Source organism: Kushneria indalinina DSM 14324, assembly GCF_003385845.1.
Classification (GTDB): domain Bacteria; phylum Pseudomonadota; class Gammaproteobacteria; order Pseudomonadales; family Halomonadaceae; genus Kushneria; species Kushneria indalinina.
The window spans coordinates 28,669-54,428 of record NZ_QRDJ01000007.1; the positions used below are offsets into that span (position 1 = coordinate 28,669).

24 protein-coding genes and 1 tRNA gene are annotated in these 25,760 nt (G+C 62.6%); 11 read left to right on the forward strand and 14 right to left on the reverse strand.

Annotated elements, in window-relative coordinates; genetic code table 11:
• Positions 1-3 precede the first annotated feature (3 nt).
• From ribF to rplU, 7 genes are all read right to left on the reverse strand, one after another.
• On the reverse strand, positions 4-1,065 hold the full coding sequence (gene ribF / locus C8D72_RS06790; RefSeq protein WP_115853677.1) for a bifunctional riboflavin kinase/FAD synthetase: 1,062 nt from the start codon (positions 1,063-1,065) through the stop codon (positions 4-6).
• A gap of 64 nt (positions 1,066-1,129) precedes the next feature.
• Positions 1,130-2,644, reverse strand: coding sequence for a murein biosynthesis integral membrane protein MurJ (gene murJ / locus C8D72_RS06795; protein ID WP_115853678.1), 1,515 nt, complete (start codon positions 2,642-2,644; stop codon positions 1,130-1,132).
• A 189-nt stretch (positions 2,645-2,833) separates the two neighbouring features.
• The gene (gene rpsT, locus C8D72_RS06800) at positions 2,834-3,100 is read right to left on the reverse strand and encodes a 30S ribosomal protein S20 (protein ID WP_115853679.1); all 267 of its coding nucleotides are present in this window, start codon (positions 3,098-3,100) and stop codon (positions 2,834-2,836) included.
• Between the two features lie 117 nt (positions 3,101-3,217).
• Positions 3,218-4,363 carry a glutamate 5-kinase gene (gene proB / locus C8D72_RS06805; protein WP_115854437.1) on the reverse strand — a complete coding sequence of 382 codons (1,146 nt, stop codon included), beginning with the start codon at positions 4,361-4,363 and terminating at the stop codon, positions 3,218-3,220.
• Between the two features lie 39 nt (positions 4,364-4,402).
• Positions 4,403-5,605 carry an Obg family GTPase CgtA gene (gene cgtA / locus C8D72_RS06810; protein ID WP_115853680.1) on the reverse strand — a complete coding sequence of 401 codons (1,203 nt, stop codon included), beginning with the start codon at positions 5,603-5,605 and terminating at the stop codon, positions 4,403-4,405.
• Between the two features lie 196 nt (positions 5,606-5,801).
• Complete coding sequence (rpmA, locus tag C8D72_RS06815) at positions 5,802-6,059, reverse strand: 50S ribosomal protein L27 (RefSeq protein ID WP_115853681.1); 258 nt, start codon at positions 6,057-6,059, stop codon at positions 5,802-5,804.
• A 32-nt stretch (positions 6,060-6,091) separates the two neighbouring features.
• Positions 6,092-6,400: a 50S ribosomal protein L21 gene (gene rplU, locus C8D72_RS06820; protein ID WP_115853682.1), complete on the reverse strand. Its 309-nt coding sequence runs from the start codon at positions 6,398-6,400 to the stop codon at positions 6,092-6,094.
• A 374-nt stretch (positions 6,401-6,774) separates the two neighbouring features.
• On the opposite strand from rplU, the gene C8D72_RS06825 reads away from it, so the two are divergent.
• From C8D72_RS06825 to C8D72_RS06835, 3 genes are all read left to right on the forward strand, one after another.
• Entirely contained in the window at positions 6,775-7,713 is a 939-nt protein-coding gene (locus tag C8D72_RS06825) for a polyprenyl synthetase family protein (RefSeq protein WP_245955187.1), read from the forward strand.
• Between the two features lie 64 nt (positions 7,714-7,777).
• A tRNA-Pro gene (locus tag C8D72_RS06830) sits at positions 7,778-7,854 on the forward strand.
• A 148-nt stretch (positions 7,855-8,002) separates the two neighbouring features.
• The gene (locus tag C8D72_RS06835; RefSeq protein ID WP_170140526.1) at positions 8,003-8,881 is read left to right on the forward strand and encodes an MBL fold metallo-hydrolase; all 879 of its coding nucleotides are present in this window, start codon (positions 8,003-8,005) and stop codon (positions 8,879-8,881) included.
• A gap of 36 nt (positions 8,882-8,917) precedes the next feature.
• On the opposite strand, the gene C8D72_RS06840 is transcribed toward C8D72_RS06835, so the two are convergent.
• Together C8D72_RS06840 and C8D72_RS06845 are read right to left on the reverse strand one after the other, a co-directional pair.
• Positions 8,918-9,382, reverse strand: coding sequence for a GAF domain-containing protein (locus tag C8D72_RS06840; RefSeq protein ID WP_170140527.1), 465 nt, complete (start codon positions 9,380-9,382; stop codon positions 8,918-8,920).
• A 206-nt stretch (positions 9,383-9,588) separates the two neighbouring features.
• Positions 9,589-10,464 (reverse strand): D-amino-acid transaminase, encoded by an 876-nt coding sequence (locus C8D72_RS06845; protein ID WP_115853686.1) that lies wholly within the window; start codon positions 10,462-10,464, stop codon positions 9,589-9,591.
• A gap of 272 nt (positions 10,465-10,736) precedes the next feature.
• Between C8D72_RS06845 and trhO the strand changes: the two genes are divergently transcribed.
• Both trhO and C8D72_RS06860 read left to right on the forward strand, forming a co-directional pair.
• A complete protein-coding gene (gene trhO / locus C8D72_RS06855; RefSeq protein ID WP_115853688.1) occupies positions 10,737-11,696 on the forward strand; it encodes an oxygen-dependent tRNA uridine(34) hydroxylase TrhO in 960 nt (319 codons plus the stop codon).
• Positions 11,697-11,997: 301 nt separating this feature from the next.
• Complete coding sequence (locus tag C8D72_RS06860; RefSeq protein ID WP_115853689.1) at positions 11,998-12,795, forward strand: lipopolysaccharide kinase InaA family protein; 798 nt, start codon at positions 11,998-12,000, stop codon at positions 12,793-12,795.
• A gap of 14 nt (positions 12,796-12,809) precedes the next feature.
• Here the strand turns inward: C8D72_RS06860 and glnE are convergent, their stop codons facing one another.
• Positions 12,810-15,755, reverse strand: a complete 2,946-nt coding sequence (gene glnE / locus C8D72_RS06865; protein ID WP_115853690.1) for a bifunctional [glutamate--ammonia ligase]-adenylyl-L-tyrosine phosphorylase/[glutamate--ammonia-ligase] adenylyltransferase — start codon at positions 15,753-15,755, stop codon at positions 12,810-12,812.
• A gap of 137 nt (positions 15,756-15,892) precedes the next feature.
• On the opposite strand from glnE, the gene C8D72_RS06870 reads away from it, so the two are divergent.
• The 5 genes from C8D72_RS06870 (at position 15,893) to cynS (ending at position 19,312) form a co-directional block, all read left to right on the forward strand.
• Entirely contained in the window at positions 15,893-16,711 is an 819-nt protein-coding gene (locus C8D72_RS06870; protein ID WP_115853691.1) for an amidohydrolase family protein, read from the forward strand.
• A gap of 59 nt (positions 16,712-16,770) precedes the next feature.
• Positions 16,771-17,850, forward strand: a complete 1,080-nt coding sequence (locus C8D72_RS06875; protein WP_170140528.1) for an AbrB family transcriptional regulator — start codon at positions 16,771-16,773, stop codon at positions 17,848-17,850.
• Between the two features lie 77 nt (positions 17,851-17,927).
• Positions 17,928-18,326: an NUDIX hydrolase gene (locus C8D72_RS06880; RefSeq protein WP_115853692.1), complete on the forward strand. Its 399-nt coding sequence runs from the start codon at positions 17,928-17,930 to the stop codon at positions 18,324-18,326.
• Between the two features lies 1 nt (position 18,327).
• The gene (locus tag C8D72_RS06885) at positions 18,328-18,792 is read left to right on the forward strand and encodes a hypothetical protein (protein WP_115853693.1); all 465 of its coding nucleotides are present in this window, start codon (positions 18,328-18,330) and stop codon (positions 18,790-18,792) included.
• 76 nt (positions 18,793-18,868) lie between these two features.
• A complete protein-coding gene (gene cynS, locus C8D72_RS06890) occupies positions 18,869-19,312 on the forward strand; it encodes a cyanase (protein ID WP_115853694.1) in 444 nt (147 codons plus the stop codon).
• A gap of 40 nt (positions 19,313-19,352) precedes the next feature.
• On the opposite strand, the gene C8D72_RS06895 is transcribed toward cynS, so the two are convergent.
• From C8D72_RS06895 to C8D72_RS06910, 4 genes are all read right to left on the reverse strand, one after another.
• On the reverse strand, positions 19,353-20,288 hold the full coding sequence (locus C8D72_RS06895; RefSeq protein WP_115853695.1) for a LysR substrate-binding domain-containing protein: 936 nt from the start codon (positions 20,286-20,288) through the stop codon (positions 19,353-19,355).
• A gap of 67 nt (positions 20,289-20,355) precedes the next feature.
• On the reverse strand, positions 20,356-22,380 hold the full coding sequence (locus C8D72_RS06900; protein WP_115853696.1) for a CocE/NonD family hydrolase: 2,025 nt from the start codon (positions 22,378-22,380) through the stop codon (positions 20,356-20,358).
• Positions 22,377-24,071, reverse strand: a complete 1,695-nt coding sequence (locus tag C8D72_RS06905) for a BCCT family transporter (RefSeq protein WP_115853697.1) — start codon at positions 24,069-24,071, stop codon at positions 22,377-22,379. Before C8D72_RS06905 ends, C8D72_RS06900 begins: the two co-directional genes overlap by 4 nt.
• Before the next feature lie 279 nt (positions 24,072-24,350).
• Positions 24,351-24,719 (reverse strand): diacylglycerol kinase, encoded by a 369-nt coding sequence (locus C8D72_RS06910; protein ID WP_115853698.1) that lies wholly within the window; start codon positions 24,717-24,719, stop codon positions 24,351-24,353.
• A 211-nt stretch (positions 24,720-24,930) separates the two neighbouring features.
• Here C8D72_RS06910 and C8D72_RS06915 point away from each other — a divergent pair, with 211 nt between their 5' ends.
• On the forward strand, positions 24,931-25,752 hold the full coding sequence (locus C8D72_RS06915) for an MBL fold metallo-hydrolase (RefSeq protein ID WP_115853699.1): 822 nt from the start codon (positions 24,931-24,933) through the stop codon (positions 25,750-25,752).
• Positions 25,753-25,760 lie beyond the last annotated feature (8 nt).

Genomic DNA, 25,760 nt, shown 5'->3' on the forward strand with positions numbered 1-25,760 from the left:
CCGTCACTGTTCATGTTTGCTGCGTTCCGCCGCCAGTGGCGCCGAGGCCATGGGATAGCGGGAGGAAGGCAATGATGCATCCACCCCTTCTGCGTCGGGCAAGGCGCCCGCGGCGTCAGAAGCGTGCTGCTGGAAAGCGTGTTGCTGGAAATAGTCGCGCGCCTGGTCGATATCCAGATGAATGCGGCGCTTGAGTTCATCGATGGAAGCAAACGTCTCTTCGCCTCGCAGCCTGGCGCAGGGCATGACGACCAGACGCTGTCCGTAAAGGGACTCATCAAGGTCAAAAAGATGCACTTCCAGAACCGGTCGATCCGCCCCGACCGTGGGTCGCCAGCCGACATTGAGCACCCCGGGCACTTCACGACCATCCTCGAGCCGGGTGATCGCCGCCAGGACGCCGCGCAATATCAGCGGGCCCGGCACCAGCGGCAGATTGGCAGTAGGTACGCCAATGGTCCGCCCCAGCTGACGATCCCTGACCACACGCCCCTCCAGGCTGAAGGGGCGCCCCAGCAGCTGCTCGGACTGCTCGAAGTTGCCCGACGCCAGCAGGGTGCGCACACGGGTACTGGAAACCCGCTCACCCCCGACCTGAAAGGTGCGCGTGTGCTCGACCGAAAAGCCGACCTCTTCACCTACCGTTTTGAGCAGATCAAAGTCACCGGCACGATCGCAGCCGAAACGAAAGTCATCCCCCACCACCAGGTGGCGAACGCCCAGTCCCTGAATCAGGACGCGGTCGATAAATTCGCGGGCCGAGAGCTCGCGCAGGCGGCGGTTAAACGGCAGGCACAGCACTCGATCAGCGCCATAGCGGCCCAGCAGGCGCACCTTGTCGCTGAGGCGCGTCAGCCGGGGCGGGGCCTGATCGCCGGCGAAATACTCGCGCGGCTGGGGCTCAAATACCACGACCACGGCCGGCAGATCGTGCGCTCGGGCATGGGTCTTCAACTGATCCAGAATGGCCTGATGGCCAAGGTGGACCCCGTCAAAGTTGCCGATGGTGACAACACTGCCCCGATGCCGGGGGCGTAGATTATGTAACCCTCTGATCAGTTCCATGCCGACTGCTGCCCGCCGTGATAAACCTTCGATTATAGCGCTGTACACCGCCAACGGACAGGCATCAGCCGCGCAGTTTGAAATGACGTACGCGCACCCCGGCAAGTCCCAGCCAGGCGAAATAGACCACCATGGCCGCAATGATCAGGCCCAGCAGCACGGCAAGGCGCTGCTCGATCCCCCATGAGAGCCACTGATGCCAGTCGGGGGTAAACCACCAGAGCCCACCGGCGAGCAACACACAGCCCACCAGAAGCTGCAGGGAGAGCCGGCCCCAGCCGGGCTGAAAATGCAAAACGTCACGTTTCAAGAGACCGCGCCCCAACAGCAGCGCATTGAGCCAGGCCGACATCGCCGTGGCCAGCGCAAGACCTGCATGGGCCAGCGGCCACATCAGCATCAGGTTGAAGGCCATGTTGGCCACCATCGCGATGATGCCGATCTTCACCGGCGTTTTGGTGTCCTGACGCGCGTAGTAGCCGGGCGCCAGCACCTTGATCAGCATGAAGGCCACCAGCCCAATGGCGTAGGCCCGCAGGCTCTGGGAGGCCATCACGATATCGTGATCGGTCATCGCCCCATAATGAAAGAGTGTGATCAGAAGCGGCTCGGCCAGCACGATCAGCGCCAGCGCCGCCGGTAGCCCGATCAGCAGCACCGCACGAATGCCCCAGTCGATCATGCGGGCAAAATGCTTTGGATCATCGCTGGCATGCTGACGCGACAGGGCCGGCAGGATCACGGTGCCGATCGCAATGCCAAACACCCCGAGCGGCAGTTCGACCAGACGATCGGAATAATAAAGCCAGGAGACGCTGCCGCCGACCAGTATCGAGGCCAGCACGGTGTCGAGCAGCAGATTGATCTGGGACACCGACACCCCGAACATGGCCGGCCCCATCAGGCGTAGAATGCGGAGCACACCGGTGTGGCGAAAGTTGGGACGCAGGCGCGGCAACAGCCCCAGACGCATCAAAAATGGAATCTGAAACAAAAGCTGCGCAACGCCGGCAATCAACACGCCCCACGCCAGCGCCATGACCGGGACTTCCAGCAGCGGCGCCAGCCACAGCGCCGCCCCGATCATCGACAGGTTCAACAGCACCGGCGTAAAGGCCGGCACGGCAAAGCGGCCGTAACTGTTAAGCACGCTGCCCGAGAAGGCCGTCAGCGAAATCAGCAGCAGATAGGGGAAGGTCAGGCGCAGCATCTCGGCGGTCAGCGCCAGCTTGCCGTGCCCGTCATCATGGAAGCCGGGGGCGAAGACCCAGACCAGCCAAGGAGAACACAGTACCGCCAGAACCGTAATGCCCAGCAGCACCACGGCCAGCGTGCCCGCCGTGGCATCCAGAAGCTCCCTCACCTCCTTGCGCTCGCGCTGGGAGGCGTACTCCGACAGCACCGGCACAAAGGCCTGATTGAAGGCGCCCTCCGCGAACAGGCGGCGCAGGAAGTTGGGAATTCTAAAGGCGATGAAAAAGGCATCGGCCCCGCTGCCGGCACCAAAGAACGTGGCCACCACCACATCGCGCGCCAGCCCCAGCACCCGTGACAACATCGTCATGACACCCACGACCATGCCCGAACGCAGTAGCCCGGCGCCCTTCGTCCCGCTCACTTCAGCACTCACGAGATATGATCTCCCAACCTGAAAAGGGTCACATGATGATCCCTGTCTTTCATCGTGGCATTGCCCGGATACGCAAAAAACCGGCCGAAGCCGGTTTTTTGCAGGTACTGCTGTCTACAACAGGGCGTTGCCCTGTTATCAGGCAGCCAGCGCCTTGATACGCGCGTTCAGACGGCTCTTGGTACGAGCTGCGCGGTTCTTGTCATAGGCGTGCTTGTCAGCGATGCGGTCGATCACACGCTGGGCAACCCTGAACTCGGCCATGGCAGCACTGTGATCGCCAGTGTTGATCGCCTTGATGACGCGCTTGATATGGGTGCGCACCATGGAACGCTGGCTGGCATTTTTCTGGCGGCGGCGCTCGGCCTGGACGGCGCGCTTGCGAGCCTGACGGGTATTGGCCATCGTCTACTCCCTGGAGTGTTGACGTTGATGAATTTTGATAAAAGCGCCTCTTGGGCGGGCACCTTCACAAGAGAGGCGGCATTCTAGCAGCGCCCATAAGGCAATACCAGTCCCGCATCAGGGGTCGCGAAGAATCACCATGTTGTCACGATGAATCAGCTCGGGCGCCTCGATATAGCCCAGATGCGCGACAATGTCATGGGTCGGCACGCCCAGAATCCGCCCCGTGTCCTGAGCATCGTAATTGGCCAGCCCCTTGGCAATTGGCTCGCCATCGCCATCCACACACAGCACCATATCGCCGCGGCGAAAGCTGCCCTCCACGGCCGTCACGCCGACCGGCAGCAGACTCGACCCGCGCTGGCACACGCGCGCCACGGCGCCCTGATCCAGGGTCAGCGTGCCACGCACCTGCAGCTGCCCGGCCAGCCAGCGCTTGCGCGCCGTCATCGGCGCATGCTCGGGCACCAGCAGCGTACCGATGTTCTCGCCATCAAGCAGACGCGACAGCACCTGCGGCTGGCGGCCGCTGGCAATCAGCGTCAGCGCCCCGGAACGCGCAGCGAGTCGGGCGGCGCGAATCTTGGTCGCCATGCCGCCCCGACCCAGCTTGCCGCCGTCACCGGCCACGGCCACCCAGCGCGGGTCATCCGCCTTGCCCTCGCTGATCAGCTGCGCATCGGCATCCTTGCGAGGATCGGCATTATAAAGGCCTTCCTGATCGGTCAGGATGATCAGGGCATCGGCCTCCAGCAGATTGACCACCAGCGCGCCCAGGGTGTCGTTGTCACCAAAGCGAATCTCGTCGGTCACGACCGTGTCGTTTTCATTGACGATCGCCACCACGTTTAGATCGATCAGGGTGCGCAGGGCCGAGCGGGCATTAAGGTAGCGCTTGCGGTTGGACAGATCATCGTGCGTCAAAAGGATCTGCGCGGTACGAATGTCATAGCGGGCGAAATGATCCTCATAGCTGCGCACCAGCCCGGTCTGCCCCACGGCCGCGGCGGCCTGCAGATCATGCAGTGCACTCGGTCGCACCTGCCAGCCCAGTCGAACCATGCCCTCGGCCACGGCGCCGGAGGAGACCAGCACCACTTCAACGCCGCGTCGATGCAGCTCGGCGAGCTGATCCACCCAGGCGCCAATGGCCGCCTCATCCAGCCCGCGCCCGTCGTTGGTCAGAAGTGCACTGCCGATCTTGACCACCACACGACGTAGCCGTGTAACCTGACTGCGACTCCCCGCTACCGCCTGCTCCATCATCGCGCTCTCCGGATCCGGTCTCATGCCCGGCAGGACTCAGGGCTTGTATTCCACTTCGACATCGAAATCATCGTCGTCGAAGTCGTCGTCATCACTGCTTTCCACATCGCGGCGCTTGCGACCGGCCATGAAGGCCATGCGCGCCTCGGTCCGTGCCACGGCCTCGGCTTCCATGCGCTCGCGAATGGCCCGCGTGCGCGCGGCGAAATCTTCATCTTCCTGCTCAAGTCGGCGCTGCTCGACAAGCCAGCGATGCACGGCCTGAACCAGCTCATCCGTACCCTGCCCGGCAATGGCGGAGATACGAAAGATCGGGCCATCCCAGTTCAGGCGCTCGACGATGCGCTCCAGCATGGCTTCGCGCGTCTCATCATCGACCAGATCACACTTGTTGAGCACCAGCCAGCGCGGGCTTTCGGCCAGCGTCGGCGAATACTGCTCAAGCTCGTGGATGATCTTTTCGGCCGAATCGACCGGATCGCTTTCATCAAAGGGCGCCACATCGATGACGTGCAGCAACAGGCGCGTGCGGGTCAGGTGCTTGAGAAAGCGAAGCCCGAGCCCGGCACCGTCGGCGGCGCCCTCGATCAGCCCCGGCACATCGGCCATGACAAAGTGTTCGTGCAGCCCCAGCTTCACGACACCGAGATTGGGCACCAGCGTGGTAAACGGATAGTCCGCCACCTTGGGACGCGCCGCCGACACGGAGCGGATCAGTGTCGATTTGCCGGCGTTGGGCATACCCAGCAGACCGACGTCGGCCATCAGCTTGAGCTCAAGGCGCAGCTCACGACGCTCGCCCTCGCCCGAAGGCACGCTCTGACGCGGCGTACGGTTGGTCGAGGACTTGAAATGCACGTTGCCCAGACCACGACGCCCGCCCTGCGCCACCTTGAGCTCCTGGCCCACGGCCGTGATGTCCCCGATGACCTCAAGGGTTTCGACATCGATCACGGTGGTGCCCACCGGCACCTGCACGAACAGGTCCTCGCCCTTGCGGCCGTTCATCTGACTGCCGCGGCCGGGCTGGCCGTTGGGCGCCTTGTGAAAACGCTGAAACTTGAAATCGATCAGCGTATTGAGCGACTCATCACCGACCAGAATGACGCTGCCGCCGTGACCGCCATCACCACCGTCCGGCCCGCCACGCGGTACGTACTTTTCACGGCGAAAGCTGACGCAGCCACTGCCCCCGTTACCGGCGGCCACCGTGATCGAGGCTTCATCGACGAACTGCATGCCACTACTCCCGGCGACTCGTCGCCCTGTATACAAAACCGATTATCGAAAAATAAAGGACTGTCGTTCGAATGTGTACCGAGGCTGAGCATATTACGCCCGGCACAACACGAGAGCCCATGGGCCTGCCCTGTTGCGGACCCACATGATAAAAAAAAGCCCCGCCTGAGCGGGGCTTTTTCAGCAGTCAGCAATCTCAGGCAGAGACGATGCTGACGTGCTTGCGCTTTTTGGGACCCTTGGTCTCGAACTTCACCTGACCTTCGCGGAGCGCGAACAGGGTAAAGTCACGACCAACGCCGACGCCTTCACCGGCGTGGAAACGAGTGCCACGCTGGCGAACGATGATGCTGCCGGCAGAGGCTTCCTGACCACCGAAGAGCTTGACGCCGAGACGTTTTGACTCGGAATCGCGACCGTTACGGGTACTACCTGCGGCCTTCTTGTGAGCCATGAGTATGACCTCCTGAAAATGCGGAAAAATGCTTACGCAGTAATCCCGGTGATTTTGACTTCAGTGTACCACTGACGGTGGCCCTGACGCTTCATGCTGTGCTTGCGGCGACGGAACTTGAGGATATGAACCTTCTCGCCGCGGCCGTGAGAGACGACCTCTGCCTTGACAACAGCGCCCGACACCAGCGGTGCACCGATCTTGACGTCGTCACCGCCGACCAGTAGCACCTGATCGAAATCAATGCTGTCACCAGTGGCCACATCCAGCTTTTCCAGCTTGAGGCGCTGGCCTTCCTGGACGCGATACTGCTTGCCGCCGCTCTTGATTACTGCGTACATGGAATTCTCCAATTGACTCATCCGGTTGGCTGCTTCATCGACCTGTGGCAAGTGGCCCAAAACCCGCATTCAACAAGGAGTACGAGCCATCTTACAGGGAGCACGATGAGTTAAGGGCGCGAATTATAACCGCGTGCGCAAGGCAACTCAAGGCCCGGCATGATGCATCTTGACGCCCATGAAGGGGTTACCTAGCATACCGGGCATCCATGTCGCTTCGACGCCCAAAGGGCCTTCGAGAAGACTGCCCGGCAAACCCAAGCCCCCTGTTGTCCTGCCGGCCCGGGCCCATGCCTGCAGGGAATAGAAGCCCGAGGTTCACTGTGAACAGCCAAGTCGTTTCACCCAGCGTCTCCAGGACCCATGAACCCGTCATGGAAGACTTTGCAGCTGTTGACCGCACCATTCGCGCGCAGCTTGCCTCACACGTTCCCCTGATCGAAACGATCGGCAACTACATCATTGAAAGCGGTGGCAAGCGCGTTCGCCCGCTGCTGGCCCTTCTATCGGCCAGAGCACTGGGTTATGAAGGTCATCAGCACATTACGCTGGCTGCGCTGATCGAGTTCATGCACACCTCGACGCTTTTGCATGACGATGTCGTCGACGAGTCCCACCTGCGACGCGGCCGTGCCACGGCCAACGATACCTGGGGCAACGCGCCCTCGGTACTGGTGGGCGATTTTCTCTACTCGCGCTCGTTTGAAATGATGGTCGAAGTCGGCTCGATGCCGATCATGGCCGTTTTGTCCAATGCCACCTCCATCATTGCCGAAGGTGAAGTCCTGCAGTTGACCAATATCGGCAACGCCGACATTGATGAAGCCGCCTACTTCGATACCATTCAGGGCAAGACGGCCATGCTGTTCGAGGCCGCCTCCCATACCGGCGCCATGGTGGCCGGTGGCAGCGAGGCCCAGATCGAGGCGCTCAAGCTCTATGGGCGCTATCTGGGGCTTGCCTTTCAGCTTATCGACGATCTGCTGGACTATCAGGGCAACGCCACCGAAATGGGCAAGAACGTGGGCGATGATCTGGCCGAGGGCAAGCCGACCCTGCCCCTGATTCGTGCCATGGCCGTGGGCAGTCCGGCGCAGGCCAACGTGGTGCGCCGGGCCATCGGCGAAGGCGGTCTTTCCTATCTCGACGAAGTGCTGACCATCGTGCGCGATACCGGCGCGCTGGAATATACCCGAGCGCGTGCCCATGAGATGGTGGATCGCGCGCTTGAGCAGCTCACGCTGCTGCCGCCCTCCCCCTATCGCGAAAGCCTGGAACTGCTGGTGCGCCAGGCCGTGGATCGTCATGCCTGACAGGGGCTTGCATTCACGGAAACACGCAGTATAATGCGCACCGTCATGATGAACTCGTGACACTCGGAATATAGCTCAGCTTGGTAGAGCGCTGCCTTCGGGAGGCAGAGGTCGTAGGTTCGAATCCTGCTATTCCGACCAAGTATTCAAGGCGCCTGTCTTCACCGACAGGCGCTTTTTTTATGTCCGGATATCGGCCTGCTCCAGCCGAGCGCCTGGACACCGGGGGCTGGCGATCTCCCTGCGAGGCGCTATGCTGGCCCCATCGACATTCATGACTGGAGGTCCCGTGAGCGATAGCCTGTTTCCCGATCAGCAGCCTGCCAATGTTTATCACCTGCGTGTCGGCGAGGTCGTCGTCACAACGCTGATGGATGCGTACATGCAGGGATCACTGGAGCTGATTCAGCACATTGACGCCTCGCGCGCCGAAGCCCTTCAGACGCAGAGCCTGCGCCCCACTCCGCCGCGTATCACGCTTAACGCCTATCTGCTGCACATCGGCGATCAGCGCGTACTGGTGGATACCGGCTTCGGTGCCCTGGCCGATGAAGAAGGCGCCCGTCTGTCGCAGGGGCTGGCCGATATCGGCGTACTGCCTGAGGCCATCGATATCGTACTGGTCACGCATCTGCATCCGGACCATATCGGCGGACTGATAACGTCAGATGATCAACCGGCGTTTGCCAATGCGCGCATTCTGGTGCCGGGCGAGGAGCTGGATTTCTGGCAGCAGCAGGCGCCGGCTGAGGCCTCCGACATGTTTGCCCAGCAGTTTGATGTCGCTCACCGCGTACTCGAGATCAATCGTGACCGCATCGAGCGCCTCGACAGTGATCAGGTGATGGACGGCTTGACCCGCGTGGCGCTGCCGGGGCATACGCCCGGCCACAGCGGCTATCTGGTCGAATCTGCCGGTGAGCGACTGCTGCTGTGGGGCGACATCGTGCATCTGCCGCAGATCCAGCTGCCCGAACCCGATGCCGGCGTCCTGTTTGATGTTGACGGCGAACAGGCCGTCAGCACGCGCAGGGAGATTCTTGAGCGCGTCGCCCGGGAGAAGCTCATGGTGGCCGGCCATCACCTGGACTTCCCCGGCATCGGCCATATCGTGGAAGACACGCAGGGCTATCGTTTCCTGCCCCATGTGTGGTCGCCCACGCCCTGATGGGCGCCACACGCCCCGGCCATGGCCGGGGCGTGCTCATCGGTTTCTTTCAAGCGCCCCCTGCAACGGCGCTTTTGTGACACCTGCCATCTCACGGCCCACATGGGCGGCAAAGTCGATCAGCTGACCCCGGTCGCGATAGCTCATTCTGCGCGGCGTGTGGTCGATAATACAGACCGCACCGAGCGGCTCTCGCTGTGGCGAATGAATTACGGCACCGGCATAAAACCGCAGCGCCATCTCGCCGGTCACCAGCGGGCTGTCGCGAAAACGCTCATCCCGGGTGGCATCCTCGACCACCATGATGCGTGACGCCCTGATCGCCTGACTGCAGAAGGTCACCTCGCGGGATACCGCCTCGATGCCTTCCAGACCGACTTCCGATTTGAACCAGACTCGCGTGTCATCCACCAGTGAGATCATCGAAATCGGCACGTCAAAATCACGCGCCAGAAGTCGCGTAATGGCGTCAAAGCGCTCCTCACGTGGCGTATCCAGCACGCCAAGTCCTTTCAGTACGGCCAGCCGCCTTTCTTCCTGTCTCCGTTTCCAACGCCTGTATCCATCCGGCACGTCAACGCTCCTTCAGAGCAGCGCCCCCGGCCTTCAGCCCTCCGGCGCCCTGTTATCGTTACCCCACACCCTGTGGCGTCTCTATCGACCGAACCGGACGTAACTGAATCCGCCACGAGACTTTCAGGACACGTTCAGGCCTGCCCCTGCCCGGCATCCAGCGATTGAAGACTTGCGTCGATATAAAGCCGGCGCAGGGCCCTGGAGATCTCCCCCGGCCAGCCCTCGCCTACAGGGCGCTGATCGATCGATACCACCGGGTACACCAGCGACGTCGCCGAGGTGACAAAGGCTTCCCGGGCGTTTTGCGCCTCCTTGATGGTGAAGCCACGCTCTTCAACCTTCATGTCATGCTGTTGAGCAAGCTGCATGATGGTCCGACGCGTGATGCCATGTAAAAGCGAGCGGGAAAGCTCGCGGGTGATCAGCGTGTTGTCATGATCCACAATCCAGGCATTGCTGGAGGACGCCTCGGTCACCAGCCCCGACTCCACCAGCCAGGCATCATCGGCGCCGCGCTTTTTGGCCTCCATTTTGGCCATGGACGGATAAAGCAGCTGCACGGTCTTGATATCGCGTCGCCCCCAGCGCATGTCCGGCAGCGAGATGACTTTCAGGCCCCGATCCGCCAGCGGGCTATCAATGATGGCCTTTTGCTGGGTGAACGCCACCAGCGTGACCGGTGTTTGCGCATCGGGATAGGCAAAGTCACGATCGGCAACGCCACGGGTCACCTGCAGATAGACCAGCCCCTCCTGCAGATCGTTTTTATCGATGAGCTGGCGATGAATGTCGCGCAGGGCGTTATCGTTGAGCGAGAGATGCATGTTCAGCTCATTGAGCGAGCGATGCAGGCGCGCCACGTGCCCCTCGAAATCCACCAGCCTGCCGTTGAGCACGGCAGTCACTTCATAGATGCCATCGGCAAACAGAAAGCCGCGGTCAAATACCGAGACGCTGGCTTCGCTTTCCGGTACATACCGGCCGTTGACGTAGACTGTTCGAGACATGAGCCCTTCCGCTGTACGTTGTCCTGCGCCATGAGGTCGCAGGTGTTGCATTGTGTTCAGGCCATGGCCACGACCCGGTGGTCTGATCATATCAGTGCCGCCGGGGCGCTGCGCGATGAGACGAAGCCTCCGCCGTCGTGCCGACCATAACCTTCATGGAGGCGAACGGGTGCAACCGACAGGCTGGATGCGTAAAATACGCGCCGCAGCCCGGCCGGGCCTGCAACAACCCCTGGTCCGCCCCTTGCGAGGGCGACTGCCTGGAGAACAGCATGACCCCTCATGACACCCCCGGTGATGGCCCCATCGTGGTGGCCGCCCTCTACAAGTTCGTCTCCCTGCCCGATTATGAGGCCCTGCGGGAACCGCTGCTCGACGCCATGCGCCGCCATGACGTCAAGGGCACGCTGCTGCTGGCCGAGGAAGGCGTCAACGGCACCGTATCCGGCACACGCGACGCCATTGACGCCCTGCTGGGCTGGCTCAGGAGCGATCCGCGTCTTGCAGACCTCGAGCACAAGGAATCCCGGGCGCAGGCGCAGCCGTTTTACCGCACCAAGGTCAAGCTCAAGCGCGAGATCGTGACCCTGGGGGTAGATGGCGTTGACCCCAACCGCCGCGTCGGCACCTACGTCGAACCCGAGCAGTGGAATGACCTGATCAGCGACCCGGAAGTACTGCTGATCGACACGCGCAACGACTATGAGGTCGAGATCGGCACCTTTGAAGGCGCCGTGGACCCGAAAACCCGCTCGTTTCGCGAGTTTCCCGAATACGTACAGGCGCATTACGACCCGGCAAAACACAAGAAGGTCGCCATGTTCTGCACCGGCGGCATTCGCTGCGAGAAGGCGTCCAGCTACATGCTGGAGCAGGGCTTTGAGGAGGTGTACCACCTCAAGGGCGGCATTCTGAAATATCTGGAAACGGTGCCCGAGCAGGCGTCCCGCTGGCGCGGCGACTGCTTTGTCTTTGATAACCGGGTGACCGTGCGTCATGACCTGAGCGAGGGCGACTTTGATCAGTGTCACGCCTGCCGGCGGCCCATCTCTGCCGAGGATCAGCGCTCCCCCTGCTACGAGCCGGGCATCAGCTGCCCCCACTGCTGGGACAATCTGCCCGAGAAAACCCGCGCCGGCGCCCGCGAACGCCAGCGTCAGATCGAACTGGCGAAAGCGCGCGGGGAAGCCCATCCCATCGGACGGGACCCGCGTACCGGCCAGAACGGCTGACGCCCGCGCAATCGATGCTTTCAGGCCGCCCAACTCCGGGCGGCCCATGCTGACCCGCCTTCTCGTAGCTACGCCCCTCCCTGCCGCGCCCTCTCTGTCCGGCCTCTCCTCGTTACGGCCTTCGCCACCTGCCGCGATGAGCGCAACAGACCAGGCCCGAACCCTGCCCCCCGAACTCAAACTCGACCCGACATTAAAAAAATATTAAAATAAACGTTAGCAGGTTAATTTTCCTGCCGTATCCGCCTTTTTCTTTCCCGACACTGCCCTGCGCAATGCAGATTCGGTATCAGGATGCATCATGGTATTTCACTACGCTTCCCCATCTCGACAGACGCTCCCTGTCGAAGACGCCACGCCGGACCATCAGGTACACACGCCCTCTCCTGCCAGCGAGCAGACCATCGAGACATCAGACACGGCCGCCAACGATCCCTGGCGCTGCACTGAGCGATCATCGCGGTCTGATGCTGCCGGTCGGGAGGTCACACTGCAAAGGGCCGGCGGCCTTCTCAAGGCCGACGTGGCACTGACCACGCATCAGGGAGAAACGGTCGTACGCAAGGATTACCGTCTCTGGCAGCGCACGGCCCTGGCGCCACTGGCGCGCTATCTGATGAAGCGTGAAGCGCGCATGCTCCAGCGTCTCAGCGGCTGGGCCCATACGCCGGAGTTCAAGGGGACTGACGGGCGCTACGCCTTCTACATGTCGCGTATTGACGGGATGGATCTGGGCGAGGCCCGACGACGCAGCGTGCCGGTCCGCTACAGCGAGATTCAGCGCATGGTGGGCGAACTGCACCGCTTTCATGTCACGCACAACGATCTTCGCTGGACCAATATTCTGGTCACTCCCGAAGGCCGCCTCGTCCTGATCGATTTTGCCTCGGCCTTCCATGCGGCCCCACGCAGCCCGCTACGCCCCATCATGAACCGGCTGCGCCGTGCCGATATGGCCGGCACCCTCAAGTTCAAGCAAAAGCTGACCGGGCGTGGCCTGACGCCTACCGAGCAGCGCCTGAAAACCGCGCCCCGCTGGCTTTCAATGGTGCGCCGGGGCTGGAAACACCAGATGCTACCGCGGCTCAAAAGACACTGAGCCAGCGCGGTCGCTCACTGATCGGCAGAAGCCTGCGTCCCCTCGGATGCCTCATTCTCGGATTCAAGATAGCGCTGCCAGAGGGCTCTGACGGCTTCACGGTGCTCCACAAACCCGGCTTCCGGCACCAGTGACCCGGAACGGGTGAGTGCGGCGCGATGGCTGGCATCCCGATAGGCAAGCCAGGCCTTGCGCAGCTGTTCGGCACCGTCAAACGGCAGATGGCCGGACGACTCCAGTGTTTCCAGAATGCGCATGTTGTCGGTGTAGGTCAGCAGCGCTTTCTCCCGGTGCCCCATGGCCAGTACCGCAAACTGATTCATGAACTCGATGTCGACCATGCCACCCGGGTCCTGCTTGAGATGAAACCAGCCGGCGGTACGCGACTGCGCACTGCTGCCCAGGTGCTGGCGCATCTTCTCGCGCATGGCCACCACTTCGTGCTTGAGCGTTGTCACCTCCGATTCCCGTGACAGCGTCTCGCGTCGAATCTCGCCAAAGCGCTTCGCCAGTGCCGGGCTGCCGGCCACCGCGCGGGCACGCACCAGCGCCTGATGCTCCCATACCCAGGCCTCGCGACGCTGATAGTCGGCAAAGGCCTCAAGAGACGACACCAGCAGCCCCGAATTGCCCGACGGGCGCAGGCGCATGTCCACCTCATACAGCACGCCGGCCGGCGTCGTGGTCGTCAGCATGTGAATGATGCGCTGGCCCATGCGCGCATAGAAGACCGGGTTGTCGAGACTGCGCGGCCCGTTGGTACTGCCGCGCGGGTCGGCGTCGTGCAGAAATACCAGATCCAGATCGGAACCATAGCCCAGCTCGAGACCGCCGAGCTTGCCGTAGCCCACGACCAGAAAATCGACATCCTCGGCACCGGCATGACTGCCATCACGCCGGCGAGGGTAACCATAGCGCGCCGTCAGCCCCTGCCAGGCCAGATGGACCACAGCTTCCAGCACCACCTCGGCAATCATGGTCAGATGATCGCTGACCACCATCAGCGGGCGCGCACCGGCGATATCGGCCGCGGCCACGTTAAGCACGCGGGCATGACGAAACAGTCGCAGCGCCTCGAGCTGGCTCTCCTCGTCACCGGGCGGCAAACGCGACAGGGTCTGGCGCAGCTCGTCTTCCAGCTCGCTGCGCTCGGGGGGCGTGTAGAGATTGCGCGGGTCGAGCAGCTCGTCGAGCAGCACCGGATAGCGCGCCAGCTGCTCACTGATCCAGGCGCTGGCACTGCACAGACGCACGAACTGCGTCAGCGCGTCGGGATTTTCCTTGAGCAGCGACAGATAGGCCGTGCGGCGCAGCACGGCCTCCACCAGTGCCAGCACACGCTCCAGCGTGATATCCGGCATCTCCGTGGTGGCCACATTGGACAACAGCACCGGCATCAGCGCCTCCAGACGCTCGAAGCCGATGCGCTGCATGCCGGTCACGGCGCGTCCGTGGCGCAGCTTGAGCAGACGCTCGCGGGCCCGGGGCGGGTCACGAAAGCCGGCCTCGGACAGCAGGGCAATCGCGGCCTCGTCATCAAAGGCCTCCTGCCAGAGCGCCCGCCACTCCTCCAGCGCGCCGGCCTCGATCAACTCATGATCTTCCTCTTCCGGCGGGGCGATGACCTCATCGAAACGCTCGCGCACCCGGCGCCGTACCTCGTCGAGATTCGCCACCAGCCCTTCCCAGTGCTCATGGCCCATGGCAAAGGCGATCCGGGCCCGAGGAAGATCCTCCTCGGGCAGCGACTGGGTCTGGCGATCTTCCAGCCCCTGCAGGGCATGCTCAAGGTCGCGCAGAAACACATAGTCGGCCTGCAGGGCACGCACGTCATGGCGCGACATGATCTCAAGGCGCTCAAGCTCGGCCAGCGCCCGCTTGAGCGACGGCGTTTGCAGCTCGGTCACGCGCCCGCCGCGAATCAGCTGAAAGGCCTGCACCACGAACTCCACTTCCCGGATGCCGCCGGCACCCAGCTTGATATCGTCCTCGCGCCCGCGACGCCTGACCTCACGGTTGATCAACGCCTTCATCTCGCGCAGCGATTCGATCGCGCCAAAGTCGATGTACTTGCGATAGACGAAGGGTCTGAGATCCCCCAGAAGACGCTGGCCCGCCTCAAGATCACCGGCCACCGGACGCGCCTTGAGCATGGCGTAGCGCTCCCACTCGCGCCCCTGGCTCTGGTAATAGGACAGAAGGCTGGCAAAGCTGCCGGTCAGCGGCCCGCCATCCCCCAGGGGTCGCAGGCGCATGTCCACGCGAAAGACAAAGCCGTCTGCCGTGATGGCATCGAGAGCAGAGATGACCTTCTGACCCAGCCGGGTGAAGTACTCCTGATGCTCCAGGGTGCGCTCGCCGCCCTGGGTCTGACCCTTTTCGGAGTAGGCGAAGATCAGATCGATGTCGGAGGAGAGATTGAGCTCGCCAGCCCCCAGCTTGCCCATGCCCAGCACCACCATGCGCTGAGGGCGTCCTTCGCTGTCCGGTGACGGCGCACCGTAGCGCGCGGCCATCGCTTTTTCATGCCAGCGCAGGGCCGCCTCCATGCAGACCTCGGCCAGTCGTGACACGGCCGCCGCGATCGCCCAGGCATCGGCGTGATCGTTACGGTCACGCCAGATGATCGCCACCATGCGTTCACGGCGAAACCGGCGCAGCACCTGCTGCATGTCCGCCTCGGTGGCCGCCCCTTCAAGCGCGCTGTCGAGCCAGTGCTCGAGCGTCTCTCGTCCCGGGGCGGCGACCAGCTCTTCATGCGAGAGCAGTCGATCAAGCATGACGCCGTCATGGGAAAGGGCCCGGGCGACAAAATCGCTGGCGGTAACGGTCGTGACCAGTTCACGCAGGCGCTCTTCGCCCAGACGCGCCAGCAGCGCCTCATCAAACGTCTCGAGGATACAACGTGCCTGGGACTGCAGTGCTTCGGGCAGGCCCGTCAGGGCGGCTTGCAGTGACATGGAAGGGCCTCTCTTTGATCCGTTGTCTGTCAGCATAACGAAGATTGCAGTCCGAGCCATCACCCCGCATGCTTGTCGGGTCTGTCCGGGACACGAAACGCGCTGTCTCGCGATCACTGGATGATCAAGGAGTTGCCATGGCTGAGGTTATTCCCTTCAACGGACATTACCGACACGACCATCGTGAGCCGCACGGCTGCTTCGATGCGCACCTGCATATCATCGACCCCCGCTTTGCGCTGATCGACAATCAGGGCTATCGCCCCGAACCCTTCACCGTCGAGAATTACCGCAAGGCCACCCGCGGGCTGGATATCCGGGGCGGTGCCATTGTCTCCGGCTCCTTTCAGGGCGCGGACCAGAACTATCTGCTCGCGGCGCTGGACACGCTGGGCGGAGATTTCGTCGGCGTGACCCAGCTGCCCGATGAGGTGAGTGACGAGCGCCTGCTCGAGCTCGATGAGGCCGGCGTGCGGGCCATCCGGTTCAACCTCAGGCGGGGCGTTGAAACGGACATTGACGCCATGGCCCGTCAGGCACAGCGTGTCTTCAATGTGGTCGGCTGGCACTGCGAGATCTACGCCGATGCCAGTGATCTCACACCGCATCTGGCGCTGTTGCGCACGCTGCCTTCCATCGTCATCGACCATCTGGGGCTGTCGCAGGAAGGCCTGCCGACCCTGCTGGCACTGGTGGAGGCAGGCGCCCGCGTCAAGGCCACAGGCTTCGGACGCGTCTCGCTGGACGTGCCGGCAACGCTTGCCGCCATTGCCGATATCAACCCGCATGCGCTGCTGTTTGGCACCGATTTGCCGGGCACGCGCGCGCCGCGCCCCTTCAGCGAAGGCGATATCGAGCTTTTACACAACACCCTGGGCGATACCCACGCCATGCTGGCCCTGCATGACAATGCTGTCGCCCTGTACCGACCGCGCGGCAGCAACAGCGTGGCCTGATACGGTATCATTGCGACACCGTTGATGACCCCTTTGTTCGCTGCTGGAGCCTGACCACCTTGCTCGCCGATCGCCTGCCTGCTTCCCTGCTGCTTCGCTGGATCCTGCTGTTAAGCGCCTGTGCCCTGGCAAGCTTTCTGCTGCAGCTGGTGCACATGCCGGCCGGCGCCCTGATCGGCCCCATGGCGGTCTCGGTGGTCTTTGGCGTCACCGTCGGCGGGCTAAAACTGCCGCGGGTGCTGTTCAAGTCGGGTCAGGGGGTCATCGGGCTATTGATTGCCCAGGCGATGACGCTGACGGTCCTCTCCACCATCGCCGAAAGCTGGCCGGCGATGGTGCTGGCCACTGTGGTCACGCTGGTGCTGAGCACCGTGGTGGGCATTTTGCTGGTGCGCTACGGCGGCCTTCCCGGCACCACCGCGGCCTGGGGCACCACACCGGGGGCGGCAGCGGCGATGGTGGCGATGTCGGAACAGGCCAACGCTGACCCCAGAATCGTTGCCACCATGCAGTATGTGCGCGTGCTGTGCGTGATCATGGCCGGCGCGCTGGTCAGTCACTTTCTGGGCGTGTCGGAGGCCGAGCACACACCCTCTCACACCATGACGTGGGATATTCACGGTCTGCTGTCGCTTGCGGTCTCGATCGCGCTGATTGCCGTGGGCATCGTCGTCTGTGATCGCCTGCTGCCGGCCGGCGCCCTGCTGGGGCCGATGCTGCTGGGCACCGTGGTACAGGTCTCGGGCGTCATCGATATCGAGCTGCCGCTGCCACTGCTGGAGGCGGCCTACGCCTGCATCGGCATTTACGTCGGGCTGCGTTTTGACCGCCAGGCCGTGCGCAGCGTCATGCATGCCTTCAAGTGGATGCTGCTGGCCTCCATCATGCTGATTGCCTTCTGTGCGCTGTCGGCGCTGATGCTGGTGCCGATGATGCACAGCGACTTTCTGACGCTCTATCTGGCCACCAGCCCCGGCGGGCTGGACTCGATGACCATCATCGCACTCGACACTCATGCCGATGTGGCGATCGTGGCCGCCCTGCAGGCCCTGCGACTCTTTACCGTGGTGCTCATCGGCCCGTCCATGGCACGCTTTATTGCCCGCTTTGCCCGTGAGCCGTCCAGTCATCCAGGCTGAGTGCTCTATTCTCTAAATGGCCCGCCATAAAGGGCCAACGCGAGCACTCTCTCTTACATCGATACTGGAGCCTTTCCATGACCTCAACGCATATTGTGGCCGGCTGTCTGCTGGATACCGCCCGGCGGCTGCTGGTGGTCAAACCCACTCACCAGTCCCTGTTCACGCTACCCGGTGGCGCGCCTTCCGCCCAGCACGGCGAAACACCGCTGGCGACCCTGTCGCGCTGCTGTAAACCCTACCTGGGACAGGGGCTCGAGGATGAAAAATGCATCATGCTGGGGCGCTTTCGCAGCCAGGAGGGGGACACACAGACCGATGCCGACGTCTTTGTGATCGAGGATTTCGAGGGCGACGCAACCCCGGGCGGCGAGATCGAGACGCTGCACTGGATGGCACTCGATGACGACACGCTCTCGCTTTCGCCCCTGCTCGGCGATGACGTTCTGCCGGCACTGCGCAAACGGTTTGGCTGACATGGGCGATATCGACTCCTCTGACACCGTCGAACGCCGCGCGCCGCAGCGCCATGTGGCACTCGCCCTGCTCAGCGTCCGCGACGAGGTGCTGCTGATACGCCAGGCGCCTCAGAGCCGCTACGGCCTGCCCGAAAGCACCGTCGACCGTGATGCGGACGACGACACCCTGACACACGCCGTGGCAGCGCTTCAGGCCGCCGTGCTCGCCGAGGGTTCAACGATGCCGGAAAGCGCCTGGCTGGGGCGCTTCGCCGCCCCCGATGAAAATGGCCGGCTCGACATGCTGGAAGTCTACCTGGCCCGGCTGGGCGAGGCCCGGCTGCATCCGGATGTCGACTTCGAGCGCGCCTGGGCGCCGCTTTTGTCGCCGCCGCCCGACAACATGATCGACCCGGCCATCGAGCTGCAGGTCATGCCGGCGCTGGCGCTTTTGATCGACCCGCAAGCGCCCACCTCGCGCTGACACACCGCTGGCCCTGACCGGCATGCAGTGTTATAGCTGTGACGTGACTTCCAACAATCGACAAAAGGGTCATGTCATGGACAAGATTGAAATGCACCACACCCTGATGGCCGCCCGGGCGCGTCAGAAGATGAGCTGGGACGATCTGGGCGAGGCCGTGGGCCGGTCTCCGGTCTGGGTGGCGTCTGTCTGCTACGGCATGAACAGCGCCCCGCCCGAGATGGCCAAAGCAATCGCCGACGCCCTGAGCCTTGACGATGACGCGTTCATCGAAGCGCTGAAGGCCTACCCGACCAAGACCTGGGATGGCGCCATCCCGCAGGATCCGCTGATCTATCGCCTTTACGAGGTGGTCGGGGTTTACGGGCCGACGCTCAAGGACGTCATTCAGGAAAAGTTCGGGGATGGCATCATGAGCGCTATCGACTTTTCGATGGACGTCGAACGCGAGGAAGACCCGAAGGGTGATCGGGTCAGGATCACCATGAATGGCAAGTTTTTGCCCTACAAGAGCTGGTAATCGCTTTTTGGTTCAGGCCGCGTCGATGAGTTCGGCGTGGTCAGTGTCTGCCCGGGGGCGTGTCGTCGCCCCGTGACATCAGCCATTGTCTAAACAGGCCGGCCGCGCGCGTTTCCTGCGACTGTCCGGGCCTCAACAGCGACAATCGCCCGCGACTTTCAATGCGGGTATCGAGAGCCTCCACCAGAAACCCCCGCTGCAGTTCGTGTTCCAGAAGCCGCGTCCAGCCCAGCGTCACGCCCTGGCCGGCAAGTGCTGCATTCATCAAAAGCTGGTAGCTGTTGGCAGAGAGCGTGCGCGCAGGCTCCCGCCATATCTCCCCCAGCGTCTCGCACCAGCGCTGCCAGGTCAGCCAGTCATGGTAGTGATCCTCGACCACCATCAGCACGTGACGTGCCAGCAGCGCCTCGACGCTGTCAGGTCGGCCCTCGCGGGCCAGATAGGTCGGCGAGCAGAGCACGGCGACCGCCTCGTGATCGAAAATCGCCTGCGCCGTCATGCCGGGCGGGTCGATTTCGTCGGGCAGGTGGTAGTAGATGCCCAGGTCGCACTCGCCCGGCTCCAGCCGATTGGGGTCCTCGATGATCAGCATGCGGATGCTGATGTCCGGATGGCGGGCCTGAAAGCCGCTCAGCTGACGCGACAGCCAGAAGGAGGCAATGGTGGGTGACGAGGCGATGGTCAGGCTCTGCTCGTTCGGACGGCGGCGAATCTCGGCGCTCGCCTCGCTCAGCTCCCGCAGGATGCGCTGGACAACTCGATAGTAGCGCTCGCCGGCCTCGGTCAGCACCAGTCCGGTCAGCGCTCGCTCAAACAACGGCTTCCCCAGATCACTTTCCAGCCGCTGGATCTGACGGCTGACGGCGCTCTGGGTCAGGGCCAGCTCGTGACTGGCCCGGGTGATACTGGCAAGGCGTGCCGCCGCCTCGAAGGCACGCAGACAGTTCAGGGGCGGCAACGCATGACGTGCAGACATGAAAACACTCCTGCCGGCCGGGGCGGGCCAGCATAGCATGCCCGCCCCGGTCGACAGATGAACCGCCTCAGATCGCCCGGCGTGCGATGGTGCTTGCCCACTGACGATCGCTGACGATCCGATCCCCCTCACGCGCCACCTGCGTGGCGCTGAGATAGAAGTTCGCCTCGTCGCAGCGAAGCCGATAGCCGCTTTCGACCACGACCGAGAACTGACCGTCCCCCTCGTCGCGACTCGCCCGGTAGGTCCACTGGATCTCGGCGCGGGTTTTCGTGGCATCCTCGGGGTGGCTGGTATAGACCTCACGCGCGCGCTGATCGACTCTCAATCCGTGATCGAGAAAGCGCACGTCGCCCATGTCATCTTCCACGGTCACGGTGACTTCGCCGCTGCCCACATCCTCGCTAATGGTGCGTTTTGGCGCCCCTGGGCGCAGCGTCTCCAGCCGACACGGCGTTGCCGCCTCGGGCGGTTCAAACGGCATGTCGATATGGGCCGCCCTGGAGACCGGCAGTTCCAGACGCGGCGTACCGGCCAGCAGGGTCAGATCCGAGCGTTTTTTCGGCGACCAGACCAGCGGAAAGCTGGCACTCGATAGCGCCACGCGCAGTCGATGGCCTTTCGGCAGGCGATAGCCGATCAGATCCATCGCCAGGCGAATCTGCAGGGGCGCTCCCGGCACGGGCGGTTCGATCACGCCCGGATCGTTACGCAGGTTCAGGTTGAGCGTGCCATAGGTGATCAGCGCGCTTTCGCCGTCGGGTGAGACGTCACAAAGGCGCACATTGAGCTGGCCGCCATCGGTGTCACTGGCCAATGACACCTCAATGGTCGGTTGGCCCAGCAGTTCAAGCCCCGCCGCCCACGGCTCGGAGTCAAAGGTCAGCGCCAGGCCGTCATCGCGGCGCTGGTCGGGCGGGAAATCGGCGCCGTACCAGAGCCCGATGTATTCGCCCTGCAGCGACCCGGCCGTCAGCGGCGAGGTAATTCGCCGTGATTCGCTCAGTTCCCCGTGCGCCATCAGCCCATGATCGCCCAGCACCAGGGTGGTCGTCTCGATCTCATCATCGGGTGCCGGCCAGCCATGCGTGCGCACCCACTGCCCCGGGCGCACGTCATATTTCGGCGCCGGTTTCAGGCCGTCCTGCAGATAAAAGGTGCACTCGGGCTCGGCCATGATTCCGGTGTCGATATCCTTCAACCAGTAGTCCCACCAGCGCAGCGCTTCCTGAAGAAAGCCGATGGCCGGGTCGGGAATCGCAAAGTGCGGGTACTTGTGAATCCACGGGCCCACCAGCGCCTTTTTGGGGCAGGTGAGCTGCTTCATCATGCGCGGGATCGCGTTCATGTAGGCATCGCCCCAGCCGCTGATGGCATAGACCGCCGCCTCGATATCGCCGTAGTTTTCGCACACCGAGCCGTGTCGCCAGTAGTCATCACGATGCTGGTGAGACAGCCAGGTTTCCGCCAGCAGCGGCATGTTCTCGAGTCGGTTGAGCCACATCTCGCGCCAGCGCTCCCCTACCAGCTGCGGGTCCGGTACGGCGGCTGAAAAGCTCAGCATGGTCGCCGCCCAGCCGAGATTTTCCAGCAGCATGTTGCCGCCCTTGTAGTGGATATCATCGGCGTAGCGGTCATCGGTGGCGCACAGCGTGATGATCGCCTTGAGCGGCTCGGGGCGCAGCGCGGCCAGCTGCAGACCGTTAAAGCCGCCCCACGAGATGCCCATCATGCCGAGCTTGCCGGTACACCAGGGCTGCGCGGCAATCCAGTCGATCACCTCAAGCCCGTCAGCCTGTTCCTGCGGGGCGTACTCGTCATGCATCAGCCCATCGGATTCGCCGTTGCCGCGCATATCGACCCGCACACAGGCGTAGCCGTGCCCGGCCAGATACGGATGGGTCAGCTCATCGCGTACCGCCGTGCCGTCACGCTTGCGATAGGGCAGATACTCAAGGATCGCCGGTACCGGATGCTGCTCGGCGTCTTCCGGCAGCCAGATGCGCGCGGCCAGCCGGGTGCCGTCAGAAAGCGTGATCCAGGCGTTGTCGATATGACGCACGCGATGAGGGAAGTCATCCCTGATCTTCATGGTTTCGCGCCCCGTTCGGTCGTGGAGGTGGGTTCAGTCGTCGTGGCGTGGCGCCCCGTGGTCTCCTCTTCCGTGCTGTCCGACGACGCATTTTCCGACGGCCCGTTATCCGAGAGCACGTTTTCCGACAGAACGTTTTCCGACAAATAGTCGGCCGTCTGCTCGAAAAGCGGTGGCTCATTGATGCGGGAGGGATCACCGATCCAGCGCCAGACCGAGACACTGGCCAGCAGAATCATCAGCATCGCCGGCAGCCCGCCCAGATTGGAGAGCATTTTCACCCCCTCAATGCCGACAAAGCTGGTCATCACCCAGGAGACCGTGCCGATGATCAGGCCCCACACCACCTTCATGAGCAGCGAACTGCTCATGTCGGAATCTGCCGTCAGTCCGCGGGTACACAGATTGCCGATGGCATCGGTATTGGAGTCCGCCGCCGTGACATAGGAGATAAAGGCGATAAACAGCAAAAGCGGCACGGTAATGACGGCCAGCGGCAGCTCGCCAAAGAAGCTGTAGAGCACCTGTTCGATACCGCTGTCGTTGAGCAGGGCATAGAGCTTCGAGTTTTCGGCCATGTCCAGATGCAGCGCGCTGGTCGAGAAGATGATGATCCAGACCATCGAGCACAGGGCCGGGAAGATCAGATTGATATTGAGAAATTCGCGCACCGTATAGCCGCGCGAGATGCGGCCCAGAAACAGCGAGGTCACCGGCGCCCAGGCAAACCACACCGCCCAGTAAAAGATGCTCCACGACTGCGCCCAGCTGTCCTCGGCCGCCGTGCCGGTATAGAGGCTTTTCACGAAGAAGTCGTCAAGATAGGTGCCGATCGACTCGACCCCCAGACCCAGCATGTAGAGCGTTGGCCCCGTGATCAGGACAAAAACGGCAACCACCAGCAACAAGAACGCATTAAGCGAGGAAAGTCTGGCGATACCGCGCTGCAGACCGGTGGCCGCCGAGATCACGAAGGTGGTCACGATCAGTGCCGTCACAATGCCCAGCTTCCAGGGATTGGTCTCTCCGCCGACATAGCCGTTGAGTCCGCCGGTGATGGTCAACGTACCGGTGCCCAGCGACGAGGCCATGCCGGCCACCAGTGCATAAAGTGCTACGGCATCGATCAGTCCACCGACCCGGCGAACCCTCGCACGACCAAACAGCGGCTCGAAAAAGCTGGCGATCGAAAAGCGCTGGCGGCGGTTATAAAACACCAGCGCAAAGACCAGTGCCGGTACGGCATAGATCGCATACGGAGTGAACGTCCAGTGCAGAAACATGCTGGAGATGGCAAAGCGCGCGGCCTCGGAGGACTCGGGTGCGATGCCAAGCCCCGGTGCCGGACCGTGGAAGTGATACAGCGGCTCGGAGGTTGTCCAGAAGATAATGCCGACGGCAATCGTGGTGCACAGCGTGATCGAAAACCAGCGCAGTCTTGACAGCAGCGGCGTGGCACTTTCACCGCCGATTCGGATACGCCCCAGCGGGGAAGCATAGATGATGATACCCAGCACCAGCAGGTAGAAACTGCCCAGGCTGAACAGCCATGAAAAGTGACTCAGCACGAACGTGTTGAGCGAGCCGGCAACGCTGACAAAGCCGTCCAGATTAATGAAGCTGGTGACAACGGCGGCCAGCAGCACCAGAAATACGGGCCAGAAAACCCATGTTCGAATGGAGTGTGTCATCGCGGTTTTCCCGTAATTTATCGTTATGTGTCCTGCATGACCGAAATATTCCGGAAGGCATTTTGCGTCATCGCTGACGCGATATGATCGCCATGCCACACCGGAATACCCTTTCTATCCAAAGCCTTTGGGACAGGCCTTGCAATCGATAAATGAACATAAGGTCATGATCTGAGTGCATGGCAGGTCGTTTTTCCACCAGAAACCGCTCATGAAAAACGGCCCGAAGCGCACTGCTTCGGGCCGTCATTCTGAAAGGGAAAGCGGGAAAGCCACAGGTCAAACCAGTCGCACCACCAGCAGGCTGCCCCAGACCAGAAAGGCAAATAAAACGCAGAGAAAGACGGCGGCCGAGCCCAGATCCTTGGCGCGCCCGGAGAGTTCGTGGTGCTCGACGCCAATGCGGTCCACCACGGTTTCGACAGCGGAATTGAGCAGCTCCACCGCCATGACCAGCACCGCACTACCCATCAGCAAGAGCCACTCCACCAGCGACTGACCCAGCCAGAAGGTGGCCGGCAAAAGCACCACGGTCACAATCAGCTCCTGGCGAAAGGCTGCCTCATTGTGCCAGGCCGCCGACAGCCCCTTCCAGGAGTAGCGTGTGGAATGAAATAGCCGCTTGATACCGGTATGCGCGGGCTTCATGCAGAGGGTTCCTGTCCATGGATCACAGGTGTCGCAGGCAACCTGCCATCTTTAAGGGGAAGGAAGCATCCTACCAAAGCAGTGTGCCGGGGGGCCACGACCAGCACCGGCCCGGACACCAAAAGATACCGTTAAACCTGGCGAATGTTATGGCATCCATCCCGCCTGACCCGCCAGGCTGTTGGCAAGCCCATCAAAGGGAGGCGCCACCATGGTCGACAACCCACTGCATGACAAGCATCTACCGCTGACCTCCGTCAGCAGCGGCAAGGGGGAGGAAGTCCTGCCGGATGTGTACTGTTATCCGGTCCAGATCGTGAATGTGTATCTTGTGGGACATCCGGACCAGGGAAACTGGGTACTCGTTGATGCCGGCATGCCACGCTGTGAAGACGACATCATCAAGGAAGCCGCCGAACGCTTTGGCAGGGACGTCCCCCCTCGCGCCATCATCCTGACCCACGGTCACTTTGATCACGTGGGCGCCGTGGTAGAGCTGGCCGAGCACTGGGATGTCCCGGTTTACGCGCATTCGCTTGAACTGCCCTACCTCACCGGTCAGGCCCGCTATGCCCCGCCCGACACGGATGCCGGCGGAGGCGTCATCCCCTCTCTTGCCGGCGTTTTCCCCCGTGAGCCGGTCGATCTTGGTGAACGCATTCGGCCACTGCCTGAGGACGGCAGCATTCCCTGTCTTGCCGACTGGCGATGGCTGCATACGCCGGGCCACACGCCGGGGCATGTCTCGCTTTTCCGCGATGAGGACAGCGCCCTGCTGACCGGCGACGCCTTCGTCACCGTCAAACAGGAGTCGCTCTATCAGGTGTTCACTCAGCACTGCGAGATCAGCGGGCCGCCGCGCTATTTCACGCCGGACTGGGAAGCGGCGCATCGCTCGGTCCAGACCCTGGCCGAACTGGCGCCGCAGGTGGCCATGACCGGTCATGGTCAGGCCATGTCGGGAGAGGCACTGCGGGACGGACTGCGCTGTCTGCTCAACAACTTCGAGGAAAAGGCCATGCCCGACCGATAAACCGGTCG

Excerpts from the sequence above, each read along its gene's own strand:
- glnE (WP_115853690.1), bottom strand. The coding sequence starts at position 15,755 with ATGTCACTGCAAGCCGCCCTGACGGGCCTGCCCGAAGCACTGCAGTCC.
- murJ (WP_115853678.1), bottom strand. The coding sequence starts at position 2,644 with ATGGTCGTGGGTGTCATGACGATGTTGTCACGGGTGCTGGGGCTGGCG.
- C8D72_RS06915 (WP_115853699.1), top strand. The coding sequence starts at position 24,931 with ATGGTCGACAACCCACTGCATGACAAGCATCTACCGCTGACCTCCGTC.
- ribF (WP_115853677.1), bottom strand. The coding sequence starts at position 1,065 with ATGGAACTGATCAGAGGGTTACATAATCTACGCCCCCGGCATCGGGGC.
- C8D72_RS06900 (WP_115853696.1), bottom strand. The coding sequence starts at position 22,380 with ATGAAGATCAGGGATGACTTCCCTCATCGCGTGCGTCATATCGACAAC.
- C8D72_RS06825 (WP_245955187.1), top strand. The coding sequence starts at position 6,775 with ATGGAAGACTTTGCAGCTGTTGACCGCACCATTCGCGCGCAGCTTGCC.
- proB (WP_115854437.1), bottom strand. The coding sequence starts at position 4,363 with ATGGAGCAGGCGGTAGCGGGGAGTCGCAGTCAGGTTACACGGCTACGT.
- C8D72_RS06905 (WP_115853697.1), bottom strand. The coding sequence starts at position 24,071 with ATGACACACTCCATTCGAACATGGGTTTTCTGGCCCGTATTTCTGGTG.
- trhO (WP_115853688.1), top strand. The coding sequence starts at position 10,737 with ATGACCCCTCATGACACCCCCGGTGATGGCCCCATCGTGGTGGCCGCC.
- C8D72_RS06895 (WP_115853695.1), bottom strand. The coding sequence starts at position 20,288 with ATGTCTGCACGTCATGCGTTGCCGCCCCTGAACTGTCTGCGTGCCTTC.
- cgtA (WP_115853680.1), bottom strand. The coding sequence starts at position 5,605 with ATGCAGTTCGTCGATGAAGCCTCGATCACGGTGGCCGCCGGTAACGGG.
- C8D72_RS06910 (WP_115853698.1), bottom strand. The coding sequence starts at position 24,719 with ATGAAGCCCGCGCATACCGGTATCAAGCGGCTATTTCATTCCACACGC.
- rpsT (WP_115853679.1), bottom strand. The coding sequence starts at position 3,100 with ATGGCCAATACCCGTCAGGCTCGCAAGCGCGCCGTCCAGGCCGAGCGC.
- C8D72_RS06885 (WP_115853693.1), top strand. The coding sequence starts at position 18,328 with ATGGGCGATATCGACTCCTCTGACACCGTCGAACGCCGCGCGCCGCAG.
- C8D72_RS06870 (WP_115853691.1), top strand. The coding sequence starts at position 15,893 with ATGGCTGAGGTTATTCCCTTCAACGGACATTACCGACACGACCATCGT.
- C8D72_RS06880 (WP_115853692.1), top strand. The coding sequence starts at position 17,928 with ATGACCTCAACGCATATTGTGGCCGGCTGTCTGCTGGATACCGCCCGG.
- C8D72_RS06845 (WP_115853686.1), bottom strand. The coding sequence starts at position 10,464 with ATGTCTCGAACAGTCTACGTCAACGGCCGGTATGTACCGGAAAGCGAA.
- rplU (WP_115853682.1), bottom strand. The coding sequence starts at position 6,400 with ATGTACGCAGTAATCAAGAGCGGCGGCAAGCAGTATCGCGTCCAGGAA.
- rpmA (WP_115853681.1), bottom strand. The coding sequence starts at position 6,059 with ATGGCTCACAAGAAGGCCGCAGGTAGTACCCGTAACGGTCGCGATTCC.
- cynS (WP_115853694.1), top strand. The coding sequence starts at position 18,869 with ATGGACAAGATTGAAATGCACCACACCCTGATGGCCGCCCGGGCGCGT.
- C8D72_RS06860 (WP_115853689.1), top strand. The coding sequence starts at position 11,998 with ATGGTATTTCACTACGCTTCCCCATCTCGACAGACGCTCCCTGTCGAA.